Source organism: Pseudomonas sp. MSSRFD41, assembly GCF_014230245.1.
Lineage (GTDB): Bacteria > Pseudomonadota > Gammaproteobacteria > Pseudomonadales > Pseudomonadaceae > Aquipseudomonas > Aquipseudomonas piscis.
Window position 1 is genome coordinate 1 of the sequence record NZ_JACKZK010000015.1, and the last position, 13,693, is coordinate 13,693.

The window sequence follows — 13,693 nt, forward strand, 5'->3', positions numbered from 1 at the left end:
TGCTCGGCGATGCTGCGGATCACCTCCAGCACCCCGGAAATGTCGATGCTGTGGCTTTCCAATTGATGGATGACTTCAGTGGCCCGTTCCAGCTCGTTGGCCAGGCGCAGCACCGCGCTGCGGCTTTCCCCCACTAACAGGTGGCCCTCGCGGGTTTCGCTCTCCGCCTGGTCGGCCGCCACCGAAGCCTGCTGGGCATGGGTGGCCACCTCGGCCACGCTGGCCGCCATCTGGTTGATCGCCGCCGCTACCTGATCGGTTTCCGCCTGCTGTTCCAGGGTGCTGTTGTGGCTGCAATGCAAGTGCTCCACCAGCTCGGACGCATGCCCGGCCAGCCGCTGGGAAGCGTCGCCGATACGCCCCACCACCGCGCCGACCTGGGCCTCGAGCATCTGCAGGGCGAACTCGATACGCCCGAATTCATCCGCCCGCCCGGTATAGATGCCCTGGCTCAAGGGGTTGTCGCCGATCTGCCGGGCCCGTTCGGTCAGGCGTCCCAATGGCCGCAACTGCCAGCCGACGCCCAACGAGCCCAGGCAGCAACCCAGGGCCACCGCCACGCCCTGGTATATCCATGATTGCGGCAATAGCCAGACCGAGATGCCGAAGGTGCCGATGAAGCTGGCGCTGATCCAGGCCCACAGTCGCAAGCGCAGGCTCAGCACCGGCAACAGGCTCGACCAGGACGGTCCCGGGTTGTTCAGGCGGCCATAGGCCCGCTCGGCGGCCTCCACCTGTTGCGGGCTGGGCTTGGTCCGCACCGATTGGTACTCCACCGCCTGGCCGTCGCGGGTCACGGGAGTAACGTAGGCGCTGACCCAATAGTGATCGCCGTTCTTGCAGCGGTTCTTGACCATGCCCATCCACGAACGGCCACGCTTGAGAGTCCGCCACATATGGGCGAACGCCGCCGTCGGCATGTCTGGATGGCGCAGCAAGTTATGGGGAGAGCCCAGCAATTCCTCACGGCTGTAGCCACTGATATTGATGAAATCAGGGTTGGCGTAGGTGATCGCGCTGGTCAGATCGGTGGTCGAGAGGATGTTCGCATCAGGGGCAAAGTCCACGTTTCGCCCAGTAACCGGAAGGTTGATCTTCATGGATAGCGCGCTCGTAATTGTTGGGTGGAATCAGAAGGGCTGCTGACTCTAAGCGCACTGAAAGCACAAATACTGATCCAGCTCAGTTTTAAAGCATTTAGCCATCATCGTCCTTGAAAAAGCGCATATCGCCGCATTATCGGCCATTTTCGCGGTGGCGCATGGCGTGCGCCGGTGTCCGGCGCTGCCAGGTCGCGAGTCTTGGCGTGATGATCAGCCCAGCGTCGCAACGACGGCGCGCATAGGGCCGCAAGAGAGGTTTTCTGACAGCGCTGACAGCTGGCCGTCACGCTGCTGACCCGGTCGCCGGAATATAACTGTCCACAGATCCTGGCCATCTTTCCGACATCACTGCCCCCGGCGCCTCCCCCATGTCCATCGCCAAGAAAATCGCCGTCACCGCCACGCTGCTCGTGGCCCTCGTCGCCATTGGGGCATGGTTCCTGTGCCGGCCGACGACCGCCAGATCGGCCGCCCCCACGGCGATTCCGGTACGGGTGGTGGAGGTGCTCCGCCAGGACCTGCCGCGCTACACCAGCGGCATCGGCACGGTGCTGTCGCTGCACAGCGTGGTCATCCGGCCCCAGGTGGATGGCATCCTCACCCGGTTGCTGGTCAAGGAGGGGCAACTGGTCAAGACCGGCGACCTGCTGGCCACCATCGACGACCGGGCGATCCGTGCCGCCCTGGACCAGGCCCGGGCCCAACTGGCGCAGAACCAGGCGCAGCTCCAGGTGGCCCAGGTCAACCTCAAGCGCTACAAGCTGCTGTCGGTGGATGACGGGGTTTCCAAGCAGACCTACGACCAGCAACTGGCCCTGGTCAACCAGCTCAACGCCACGGTCCAGGGCAACCAGGCGGCCATCGATGCCGCCCTGGTACAGCTCTCCTACACCCAGATCCGCTCTCCAGTTACTGGGCGAGTGGGTATTCGTACCGTGGATGAAGGCAACGTCCTGCGCACGACCGACAGCCAGGGCCTGTTCTCGGTGACCCAGATCGATCCCATCGCCGTGGAGTTCTCCCTGCCCCAGCAGATGCTGCCCACCCTGCAAGGCCTGATCCAGGCCCAGGATCCAGCGGCGGTCAAGGCCTACCTGGGCGCCGACGGCGACCACCCCGGGGCGTTGCTGGGCAACGGCCACATGACCCTGATCGACAACCAGATCAACAGCGATACCGGCACCCTGCGCGCCAAGGCCGAGTTCGACAATGCTCGCCAGGCGCTCTGGCCTGGGCAGTTGGTGACGGTGCAGATCCAGACCGCCCTGGACCAGGGCGCGCTGACCGTACCGCCGACCGTGGTCCAGCGCGGCCTGGACCAGCGTTTCGTGTACCGGGTCAAGGGCGACAAGGTGGAAGCCGTGCCGGTGCAGGTGCTGTACCAGGACAGCGCCCTGAATATCATTTCCGGGGTCCAGGCCGGCGATGTGCTGGTCAGCGACGGCCAGTCGCGGCTCAAGCCCGGCGCACGGGTCCAGGTGGTGGGCGATCCGCCGCCAGTGGCCCAGGTCCAGGAACCCAAGCCATGAAGGGCCATGGCTCGATCTCCGCCTGGTGCATCGATCATCCGGTCGCCACCGTCCTGCTGACCTTTGCCCTGGTATTGCTGGGCCTGATCGCCTTCCCGCGGCTGCCGGTGGCGCCACTGCCGGAGGCCGAGTTCCCCACCATCCAGGTCTCGGCGGCCTTGCCCGGGGCCAGTCCGGACACTATGGCCTCCTCGGTGGCCACGCCCCTGGAAGTGCAATTCAGCGCCATCCCCGGCATGACCCAGATGACCTCCAGCAGCGCCCTGGGCACCAGCCTGCTGACCTTGCAATTCTCCCTGGACAAGAGCATCGACACCGCCGCCCAGGAAGTGCAGGCGGCGATCAACACCGCGGCCGGCAAGCTGCCCAAGGACATGCCCACGCTACCTACCTGGAAGAAGGTCAACCCGGCGGACAGCCCGGTGCTGATCCTCAGCATCAGCTCCACGCAGATGCCCGGGACCGAACTGAGCGACTACGCCGAGACCCTGCTGGCCCGGCAACTCAGCCAGATCGACGGGGTCGGCCAGATCAACATCACCGGTCAGCAACGCCCGGCCATCCGCGTCCAGGCCTCGGCGGACAAGCTGGCGGCCATCGGCCTGACCCTGGCCGACATCCGCCTGGCGATCCAGCAGACCAGCCTCAACCTGGCCAAGGGCGCACTGTACGGCGCCTCGAGCATCTCCACCCTGTCCACCAACGACCAGCTGTTCCATCCCGAGGAGTACGGCCAGTTGATCGTGTCGTACAAGAACGGCGCGCCAGTGCGCTTGCAGGACGTGGCCCGGGTGGTGGATGGCCCGGAAGACGCCTATGTCCAGGCCTGGTCCGGCGACCAGCCCGGGGTCAACCTGGTGATCTCGCGCCAGCCGGGCGCCAACATCGTCGAGACCGTGGACCGGATCCAGGCCGCCCTGCCGGGCCTGGAGGCGATGCTGCCGGCCTCGGTGCAGGTCAAGGTGCTGGTGGACCGCACCCAGACCATCCGCGCTTCGCTGCATGAGGTGGAGATCACCCTGCTGATTGCCGTGCTGCTGGTGGTAGCGGTGATGGCGCTGTTCCTGCGCCAGTGGTCGGCGACCCTGATCGTCTCGGCGGTGCTGGGGGTATCCCTGACCGCCAGTTGCGCGCTGATGTACGTGATGGGCTTCAGCCTGAACAACCTGACCCTGGTAGCCATCGTCATCGCCGTGGGTTTCGTGGTGGACGATGCCATCGTGGTGGTGGAGAACATCCACCGGCACCTGGAAGCCGGCGATGGCATGTGCGAAGCGGCGATCAAGGGCGCCGGGGAAATCGGCTTCACCGTGGTGTCCATCAGCTTCTCCCTGGTGGCGGCGTTCATTCCGCTGCTGTTCATGGGCGGCGTGGTGGGTCGGCTGTTCAAGGAGTTCGCCCTGACCGCCACCTCGACCCTCATGATCTCGGTGGTGGTCTCGCTGACCCTGGCCCCGACCCTGGCGGCGCTGTTCATGCGCGCCCCAGTGCATCCGCCCCATCGCAAGCCGGGCTTCGGCGAGCGCCTGCTGGCCCTGTACGAGCGTGGCCTGCGCCGGGCCCTGGCGCACCAGAAACTGATGCTGGGCATCTTCGCCCTGACCCTGGGCATGGCCATCGCCGGCTACATCCTGATTCCCAAGGGCTTCTTCCCGGTGCAAGACACCGGCTTCGTCCTCGGCACCACCGAGGCCGCGGCGGACATTTCCTATCCGGACATGGTGAAGAAACACCAGGCCCTGGCCCAGATCGTCGCCGCCGACCCGGCGGTGCAGGCGTTCTCCCATTCGGTGGGGGTGTCCGGCAGCAACCAGACCATCGCCAATGGCCGCTTCTGGATCTCGCTGAAAAAACGCGGCGAGCGGGACGTCTCCGCCAGCGCCTTCATCGACCGCATCCGCCCGCAATTGATGAAGGTGCCGGGCATCACCCTCTACCTGCGGGCCGGCCAGGACATCAACCTCAGCTCGGGTCCCAGCCGCGCCCAGTACCAGTACGTGCTCAAGAGCAACGACGGTGCGACCCTGAGCACCTGGACCCAGCGCCTGACCGAGAAACTGCGCGGCAACCCGGCCTTTCGCGATATTTCCAACGACCTGCAACTGGGCGGCAGCATCACCCACATAGAGATCGACCGGATCGCTGCGGCACGCTTCGGCCTGACCGCCAGCGATGTCGACGAGGCGTTGTACGACGCCTTCGGCCAGCGCCAGATCAACGAATTCCAGACCCAGGTCAACCAGTACAACGTGATCCTGGAGCTCGATACCCAACAGCGCGGCAAAGCCGAGAGCCTCGACTACTTCTACCTGCGCTCGCCGCTGACCGGGCAGATGGTCCCGCTCTCGGCCCTGGCGCGCTTCGATGCACCCACCGTGGGACCGTTGTCGATCGCCCACGAGGGCATGTTCCCGGCGGCCAACCTGTCGTTCAACCTGGCTCCCGGCGTGGCCCTGGGCGATGCGGTGATCCTGCTGGACCAGGCCAAGCGCGAGATCGGCATGCCGGCAGCCATCAGCGGCAACTTCCAGGGTGCGGCCCAGGCGTTCCAGAGCTCCCTGGCCAGCCAGCCGTACCTGATCCTGGCGGCGCTGGTGGCGGTCTACATCATCCTCGGGGTGCTGTACGAGAGCTTCGTGCATCCTTTGACCATCATCTCCACCCTGCCCTCGGCGGGCCTGGGCGCCCTGCTGATGCTCTGGCTGTGTGGCCAGGACTTCTCGATCATGGCGCTGATCGGCCTGGTGCTGCTGATCGGCATCGTCAAGAAGAACGGCATCCTGATGATCGACTTCGCCCTGGAGGCCCAGCGCAATGGTGGCCTGCCTGCGCAGGAGGCGATCCACCAGGCCTGCGTCACGCGCTTGCGGCCGATCATCATGACCACCCTGGCCGCCCTGCTCGGCGCCCTGCCACTGATGCTCGGCTACGGCACCGGCGCCGAGTTGCGCCAGCCCCTGGGCATCGCCGTGGTCGGCGGCCTGCTGGTGAGCCAGGCGCTGACGCTGTTCACTACCCCGGTCATATACTTGTGGCTCGAGCGGCTGTTCCACCGGCCACGACCGGCCCTGGCGCCAGCAACCAATTCCTGAGGCGGGTCATGCGCGTCCTGATCATCGAAGACGAAGAAAAAACCGCGGACTACCTGCATCGCGGGCTGACCGAGCAAGGCTACACCGTGGACCTGGCCCGTGATGGCATCGAAGGCCTGCACCTGGCGCTGGAAAGCGATTACGCAGTGATAGTGCTCGACGTGATGCTGCCGGGTCTGGATGGCTTCGGCGTGCTGCGGGCCCTGCGCGCACGCAAGCAGACCCCGGTGATCATGCTCACCGCCCGCGAGCGGGTCGAGGACCGGATCAAGGGCCTGCGCGACGGCGCCGACGACTACCTGGGCAAGCCGTTCTCCTTCCTCGAACTGGTGGCCCGGCTGCAGGCCCTGACCCGACGCAGCGGCGGCCACGAGCCGGTGCAGATCAGCATCGCCGACCTGTGGATCGACCTGATCAGCCGCAAGGCCAGCCGCGCCGGCACCCGCCTGGACCTGACCGCCAAGGAGTTCTCGCTGCTCAGCGTGCTGGCCCGGCGCCAGGGCGAGATCCTCTCCAAGACCGCGATTGCCGAGATGGTCTGGGACATCAATTTCGACAGCGACGCCAACGTCGTGGAGGTGGCGATCAAACGCCTGCGAGCCAAGCTCGACGGGCCTTTCGAACACAAGCTGCTGCATACCATCCGCGGCATGGGCTACGTGCTGGAGAACCGCAGTGCCGAGTAACTCCATCGCCCTGCGCCTGAGCGGGCTGTTCACCCTGGTGGCGCTGCTGATCTTCCTGCTGATCGGCGGGGCGCTCTATCAACAGGTGGACAAGGGCCTGGGCCTGTTGCCGGAGGCCGAGCTGGAAGCGCGCTACAGCGTGCTGGAGTCGGCCCTGACCCGCTATGGCAACCCGGAGCACTGGGGCAAGATCAGCGCCAAGCTCAAGCTGCTCAGCGAGGAAGACAAGCGCATCCGCTTCTGGGCCATCAGTGGCGACCCGGACTATGAGTACGGCAACCCCGATGCACGGATCCGCGCCTTCGCCCAGGGCCCGCTGGGCATGCGCGACTTGAGCCTGGACGAGCATCCCTATCCGTTGCGGGTGCTGGTCAGCCAGTTGCCAGCCAGGGAACAGCGCCCGCCCCTGCGCTTTTTGATCGCCATCGATACCGAGACCTTCCACCAGACCCAGCACCGCCTGTTGATGGCCCTGATCGGCCTGGCCATCGTCGGCGTGCTGCTGGCCTCGGCCCTGGGCTATTGGGTGGCGCGGATCGGCCTCAAGCCGCTGATCAAGCTGTCCCAGGAGGCCCAGCGCCTGGCCCCGCCACGACTCTCGGGGCGCCTGCAGTTGTCACCGCTGCCGCCGGAGCTGAGCCAGTTCGTCAACTCGTTCAACTCCACCCTGGAGCGGGTCGAGATGGCTTACTCGCGCCTGGAATCGTTCAACGCCGACGTGGCCCATGAGCTGCGCTCGCCGCTGACCAACCTGATCGGCCAGACCCAGGTGGCCCTGACCCGGGGACGCTCCGCGGAGCACTACTTCGAGGTGCTGCAATCCAACCTCGAAGAACTGGAACGGTTGCGCTCGATCGTCAACGACATGCTGTTCCTGGCCAGCGCCGACCAGGGCAGCAAGGCCACCAAGCTCACCAGCGCTTCCCTGGCCACCGAGGTGGCGACCACCCTGGACTACCTGGACTTCATCCTCGAAGACGCCCAGGTCAGGGTCGAGGTGGAAGGCGACGCCCAGGTCCGGATCGAGATCGCCCACTTGCGCCGGGCGCTGATCAACCTGCTGAGCAACGCCGTGCAGCACACCGCCGCCGGCGAAGTGATCCGGGTCCGGATCGAGGTTCAGGAACGGCACGTGGCGATCGCCGTCAGCAACCCGGGTCAGGGCATCGCCAGCGAGCACCTGCCACGCTTGTTCGAGCGTTTCTACCGGGTCGATGCCTCGCGCAGCAACAGCGGCGCCAACCATGGATTGGGCCTGGCCATCGTCAAGGCCATCGCCCTGATGCATGGCGGCGACGTCTTCGTGCACAGCGATCGGGGCATCAACACCTTCGGTCTCTACCTGCCCCGCTGAAACCACCGCGCCCCCTGACCTGGGACAAGAGGCGGCAAAATCCTGCAACCATCGCGCTCTTGACTGTTGTTTTTTTGGTAACAGTCCTTATCCTGTTCGGCTCTTTTTCCAGCCTCATCGTGGTTATATTTTTGTCGTACCGAATTGAACTTGCACTGCAAGAAGGTCTTCAGAAATGTCCAACAGCATGGGTATTGCCAGCGCGTTCGTCTTGTCTTCCCTGTTCGTGGCGCCTGCCGCCATGGCCGAAGAATCCCAGGCTTTCGTCGCACGCAATGCCGCACGCGCCGCCGCGTTCGAACAAGCACAGATCGCCCAGGCGGCCCAGCAGCAGAACAGTCAGCAAGCCCAGAAGATCACTGCCGAGCACAGCAAGGCTGATGCCCGAAAGGACAGTTGATCGCGCCACCGACTCGTTTCCCTCGATAACTTCTCTGCGCTCTACACCGGAGTAAGTTGTCTTAAAGCCGCTGAATCCAGCGGCTTTTTTTTGTCGTGGAGAAACCCGCGGCATGTTCGTCATCTACAGAACAAGAACACACCGAATTCAAAATAAAAAATCATCTTCACCCACCAAAGGAGCAATACGTTGTTTAGGACTTCACTGAAGGTCAGCCCGCTATTCATTGCAATCGCTGCAACTATCCCAAGCCTTGGACTAGCCGCCGAGGACAGCGCGACCGAAGGTTTCGTCGCCGGTTCGAGCCTCAAGCTCAACGCTCGCAACTACTACATGCACCGCAACCGCCAGCAGCACAACGATGACAACATCGAGTGGGGCCAGGGCTTGCTGGGGGTTTTCCAGTCCGGTTATACCGAAGGCACCGTCGGTTTCGGCGTGGATGCCAATGCCATGCTCGGCCTCAAGCTCGATGGCGGTGGCGGCACCGACGGCTCGAGCATCCTGCCGATCAGCCGTAGCGGCAAGGACGGCGGCAAAGCCCCGGGCTCCTTCTCCACCGCTGGCGCGACCCTGAAGATGCGCGCCTTCGACACCGAACTGAAAGCCGGCGACCTGTTCCTCAACAACCCGGTGATCGCCGGCGGCATGAGCCGCATGCTGCCGCAGACCTTCCGTGGCGTGAGCCTGACCAACCACAGCTTCGACGGCTGGTTGATCGAAGGCGGCCAGGCCAGCTTCACCAAGCTCTACAACCAGAGCGGCCACAAGCGCATCGGTACCGCCTACGGCACCTTGCCCAGCCATGATGAAAGCCGCCACCTGAACTGGGCCGGGGTGGCCTGGAGCGGCGTACCGGGGCTGACCAGCAGCCTCTATGCTTCCGAGCTCAAGGACATCTGGAACCAGTACTACTACGACCTGGACTACACCTACGCGGTCAACGACCTGGTCAGCCTCAACCCGGGCCTGCACTACTACCACACCCAGGACACCGGCAAGGCGCTGCTGGGCAACATCGACAACAACACCTACAGCCTGCACTTCACCGTCGGCGTAGGCAGCCACAGCGTCACCGCCGCCTACCAGCGGGTCAACGGCAATACACCGTTCGACTACATCACCCAGGGTGACAGCATCTACCTGGACAACTCCCAGCAGTACTCGGACTTCAACGGCCCCAACGAGCGCTCGTGGAAGCTCAAGTACGCCTATGACTTCGCCGGCATCGGCCTGCCCGGCCTGACCTCGGCGCTGTCCTATTCGCGCGGCGAGCTGGACCTGACCAAGGTCAACCCGGACAGCCCTGGTTATGCCAACTGGTACAGCGCCGATGGCAAGCATGCCAAGCACTGGGAACGTGACCTGGATCTCAAGTATGTGGTGCAGGGCGGCAAGGCCAAGGACCTGGCGGTACGCCTGCAATGGGCAACCAATCGGGGTGGCAATGGTTACCGCGTCGTGGATAACGACACCGACGAATACCGTGTGATCGTCGACTACCCGATCAATGTCTTCTAAGACGCTATAAATGGAAGGCCAGCAGGTTTTGCTGGCCTTTTGTTCAGGCGGGATTTATATAGCGCGCAGACGTGACCGATTTCTGTAGCCCACGTCCACACTAGACTTAAACCCGTCGACGTAGCAGAAATCAAAATCATGAGCGTGAGTCGTGCGACACCCCGCACAGGGAAGATCGCGTCAAATCCTGAACGTCTGCTGGTCCTGATCAGTTCACTGATCGTCGTGGCCATTCTCAGTATCGTCACCTACCTGTTGATCCGTGAACACCGTACTGCCGAACAGGCCGCCATCCGTTCCGCCAACAATATCGTGCAACTGATCGACGCCGACGTATTGCGCAACGTCGAACTTTACGACCTGTCCCTCAAGGGACTGATCAGTGCAGCGCAACGCAACGACCTGAAGAACGTTTCGGCGCCTATCCGTCATCTGGCGCTGTTCGACCGAGCCACCGCCGCGCCGTACAAGGGCGATATCCTGTTGCTGGACAAGCACGGCGATGTGCTTGCCGACTCGGCTTCGGTTGTGCCTCGCAGGGGCAATTTCGCCGATCGCGAATACTTTCGCCCACATATCGACAACCCGGACCCGAGGATGATGATCAGCCCTCCGTTCCGCGCCCGCACCGCCGAGCATGACTGGCGGATCAGCTTCAGTCGTCGACTGAGCAACGAGAATGGCGAGTTCATCGGTGTAGCCGAAGCGGCCATGCGCCTGAGCTACTTCAATGAACTGTTCAAGAATCTGGACATCGGCCGCAACGGCACGATCAACCTGATCAGCCGCGATGGCTTTCTGCTCGCCCAGCAACCACCCCTGGCCGACGACCTGATCGGCAAGAGTTTCAGCAATCGCCCCAACTTCGTACGCATCCTCCACGAAGGCAATGGCAGCTTCAGCGGGGTGTCCAGCGTGGATCAGACGCACCGGCTGTATACCTTTTCCCAGGTGGGCGACCTGCCGCTGATCGTGATTGTCGCGTTGTCCATCGATGAGGTCTTCAGCTCCTGGCGCCGCACCGCGCTGCTGGTCAGCGGCGCCACCGGAGCCCTGTGCATCGCTCTGCTATGGCTGACCCTGTTGCTGTGCCGCGAGCTACGACGCCGGCATAACGCCGAACAGGAACTGGCACGCCTCGCCGCCGTGGACGAACTGACTGGCCTGGCCAATCGCCGAAGCCTGGACCTGGCCCTGAAAAACGAATGGGCCAGGGCCCAGCGCTCGCTCCAGCCGCTGTCGCTGTTGATGATCGATATCGATCACTTCAAGTCCTTCAACGACCGTTTCGGCCATCCCCTGGGGGATCAGGCCTTGCGCCTGGTGGCGCAGAACATCGCCGCTTGCGTGGGTCGCCCGACAGACCTGGCGGCGCGTTATGGCGGCGAGGAGTTCGCGGTGATCCTGCCCGGCACCGATACGGCCGGCGCTTCGCTGCTGGCCGAGAAGATCCGCGCCAGCATCGAGGCACTGCCGGCCGTTGCCGAGCATGCCGCTTGCCTGACCGTCAGCATCGGTATCAACACCTGGTCGGGCAACCCCGGTATTCACCAGGAAGACTGGGTAGGCAACGCCGACAAGGCCCTCTACCAGGCCAAGTCCAGCGGCCGCAATCGCGTGGTTTCCAACATGTCCCAAGGCCACTCCAGGCGCAACGCCTGAAATATCGCGGACATAAAAAAAGGCCATCCGGGGGGATGGCCTTCAAAATAAAAGGAAAGAGAGTATTACTTACACGGCCGCGACTGGACGCATGTAAGAGATCGGTGCAGTGCTGGCATCTTCGAAGGTCACCACTTCCCAAGCATCCTTCTGCTCAATCAACTTGCGCAGGAGTTGGTTGTTCAGGGCGTGGCCCGACTTGAAGCCTTTGAACTCACCTATCAGGCTGTTGCCCAGCAGGTAGAGGTCACCAATTGCATCCAGGATCTTGTGCTTGACGAATTCGTCTTCGTAACGAAGACCGTCTTCATTCAGTACGCCATCCGAATCGACCACAATGGCGTTTTCCACGCTACCGCCGAGTGCGAGGTTGTGCTTGCGCAGGTACTCGATGTCACTCATGAAACCAAAGGTACGGGCGCGACTGACTTCTTTTACGAAAGAAGTACTGGAGAAGTCCACGCTTGCACTCTGGGTGCGGTCACGGAAAACCGGGTGATCGAAATCGATCTCGAAGCTCACTTTAAAACCATCGAAAGGCACGAAAGTGGCGCGCTTGTCGCCGTCTTCCACTGTCACTTCACGAAGGATGCGGATGAACTTTTTAGCTGCGTCCTGTTCTTCGAGGCCAGCAGATTGAATCAGGAATACGAAGGGTCCGGCGCTACCGTCCATGATCGGGACTTCGGACGCGGAGAGCTCGACGTAGGCGTTATCGATGCCCAGGCCAGCCATGGCCGAGAGCAAGTGCTCCACCGTGTCCACTTTGACGTCACCATTGACCAGAGTGGTCGACATGGTGGTCTCGCCAACGTTTTCCGCGCGAGCAGGAATCTGCACCACAGGGTCCAGGTCGGCACGACAAAACACAATGCCGGTGTCGACAGGCGCAGGCTTGAGGGTCAGGTATACCTTCTCCCCGGAATGCAGGCCTACACCTGTGGCACGGATAATATTCTTCAGGGTGCGTTGTTTAATCATGGCTTGGGCCGCTTCAGCGCAAATTGCGAACTGGTATCAACAAAGGCTGGCGATAATAGCAGACCACGCCTTTGCTGAACACCAATCACCCTAATACCCCTGATGCACTCCATCAATCGGCCTGACGACGCAGGAATGCCGGGATGTCCAGGTAGTCCAGATCATCTTGCGGATTCAACTTCGCTGCGGTCGCCGCGTTCGATTGCGCCTGATTACGCATGACGGTCGGACGATCCAGGTCGCGGTAGTTCACCGACGGCAGCTCCTGGCGAGCAGGGGCTGGCGCTTGCGACTGCGCGGACGACATGGAGGTCTGAACGGTATTGTCGATGACCTTCACAGGCTTCTCGATCTTCGCGCCCAGGCCGGTGGCCACCACGGTCACGTGCAACTCGTCACGCATGTCCGGATCGATAACGGTACCGACCTTGACCATGGCGTGCTCGGAAGCGAAGGCCTCGATGATGCTACCCACGTCGGAGTACTCGCCCAGGGACAAGTCGGGACCGGCGGTGATGTTCACCAGGATGCCGCGAGCGCCCTCCAGGTTGACGTCCTCGAGCAGCGGGTTGCGGATCGCCGCCTCGGTGGCTTCACGTGCACGGTTAGGACCGCTGGCGCAGCCGGTACCCATCATCGCCATGCCCATTTCGCTCATCACGGTACGAACGTCGGCGAAGTCGACGTTGATCATGCCCGGACGCTTGATGATGTCGGAGATACCGCGAACGGCACCGGCCAGCACGTCGTCGGCCTTGGCGAAGGCGGACAGCAGGCTGGCATCCTTGCCCAGGATGGTCAGCAGCTTCTCGTTGGGGATGGTGATCAACGAGTCGACGCTTTCGCTCAATGCGCGAATGCCTTCATCGGCGATCTGCATGCGCTTGCGGCCTTCGAACGGGAACGGACGAGTGACCACCGCGACGGTGAGGATGCCCATTTCCTTGGCCACTTCGGCGATGATCGGCGCCGCACCGGTACCGGTACCGCCGCCCATGCCAGTGGTGATGAACACCATGTTGGTGCCCGCCAGTACTTCGGCGATACGCTCGCGGTCCTCCAGGGCAGCCTGACGGCCGACTTCCGGATTGGCACCCGCGCCCAGGCCCTTGGTCACACCGGTACCCAGTTGCAGGATGGTCCGCGCGCCGATGTTCTTCAGCGCCTGAGCATCGGTGTTGGCGCAGATGAACTCGACGCCTTCGATGTTGCTCTTGACCATGTGATTGACCGCGTTGCCGCCGCCACCGCCCACGCCGATAACCTTGATTACCGGACTTTGCGGGATGTTGTCTACGAGTTCGAACATTTTCCCTCTCCTTTCATTCTCTAATTTTTCGCCTACTGCCTACTGCTTTGTTGCCT

The 13,693-nt window shown here is 63.0% G+C and carries 10 protein-coding genes; 7 read left to right on the top strand and 3 right to left on the bottom strand.

Going from position 1 to position 13,693, the window contains the following annotated elements; genetic code table 11:
- Nucleotides 1-1,100: PAS domain-containing methyl-accepting chemotaxis protein (locus H7A76_RS21045; RefSeq protein WP_185700290.1), on the bottom strand; the 1,100-nt coding region annotated here is incomplete at its 3' end.
- A 371-nt stretch (nucleotides 1,101-1,471) separates the two neighbouring features.
- Between H7A76_RS21045 and H7A76_RS21050 the strand changes: the two genes are divergently transcribed.
- From H7A76_RS21050 to H7A76_RS21080, 7 genes are all read left to right on the top strand, one after another.
- Nucleotides 1,472-2,632: an efflux RND transporter periplasmic adaptor subunit gene (locus H7A76_RS21050; RefSeq protein ID WP_185700291.1), complete on the top strand. Its 1,161-nt coding sequence runs from the start codon at nucleotides 1,472-1,474 to the stop codon at nucleotides 2,630-2,632.
- Complete coding sequence (locus tag H7A76_RS21055; RefSeq protein WP_185700292.1) at nucleotides 2,629-5,724, top strand: multidrug efflux RND transporter permease subunit; 3,096 nt, start codon at nucleotides 2,629-2,631, stop codon at nucleotides 5,722-5,724. The genes H7A76_RS21050 and H7A76_RS21055 overlap by 4 nt, the downstream gene beginning before the upstream one ends.
- An 8-nt stretch (nucleotides 5,725-5,732) precedes the next feature.
- Nucleotides 5,733-6,410 (top strand): heavy metal response regulator transcription factor, encoded by a 678-nt coding sequence (locus H7A76_RS21060; protein ID WP_185700293.1) that lies wholly within the window; start codon nucleotides 5,733-5,735, stop codon nucleotides 6,408-6,410.
- On the top strand, nucleotides 6,400-7,764 hold the full coding sequence (locus H7A76_RS21065) for a heavy metal sensor histidine kinase (protein WP_185700294.1): 1,365 nt from the start codon (nucleotides 6,400-6,402) through the stop codon (nucleotides 7,762-7,764). The genes H7A76_RS21060 and H7A76_RS21065 overlap by 11 nt, the downstream gene beginning before the upstream one ends.
- A 175-nt stretch (nucleotides 7,765-7,939) precedes the next feature.
- The gene (locus H7A76_RS21070; protein ID WP_022640787.1) at nucleotides 7,940-8,164 is read left to right on the top strand and encodes a hypothetical protein; all 225 of its coding nucleotides are present in this window, start codon (nucleotides 7,940-7,942) and stop codon (nucleotides 8,162-8,164) included.
- A 189-nt stretch (nucleotides 8,165-8,353) separates the two neighbouring features.
- Nucleotides 8,354-9,685 carry an OprD family porin gene (locus tag H7A76_RS21075; protein WP_185700295.1) on the top strand — a complete coding sequence of 444 codons (1,332 nt, stop codon included), beginning with the start codon at nucleotides 8,354-8,356 and terminating at the stop codon, nucleotides 9,683-9,685.
- 138 nt (nucleotides 9,686-9,823) lie between these two features.
- Nucleotides 9,824-11,347, top strand: a complete 1,524-nt coding sequence (locus tag H7A76_RS21080) for a sensor domain-containing diguanylate cyclase (protein ID WP_185700296.1) — start codon at nucleotides 9,824-9,826, stop codon at nucleotides 11,345-11,347.
- Nucleotides 11,348-11,416: 69 nt separating this feature from the next.
- On the opposite strand, the gene lpxC is transcribed toward H7A76_RS21080, so the two are convergent.
- Together lpxC and ftsZ are read right to left on the bottom strand one after the other, a co-directional pair.
- Nucleotides 11,417-12,328, bottom strand: coding sequence for a UDP-3-O-acyl-N-acetylglucosamine deacetylase (lpxC, locus tag H7A76_RS21085; RefSeq protein WP_011063304.1), 912 nt, complete (start codon nucleotides 12,326-12,328; stop codon nucleotides 11,417-11,419).
- A gap of 112 nt (nucleotides 12,329-12,440) precedes the next feature.
- A complete protein-coding gene (gene ftsZ / locus H7A76_RS21090) occupies nucleotides 12,441-13,637 on the bottom strand; it encodes a cell division protein FtsZ (protein ID WP_022640798.1) in 1,197 nt (398 codons plus the stop codon).
- Between the last annotated feature and the right edge of the window lie 56 nt (nucleotides 13,638-13,693).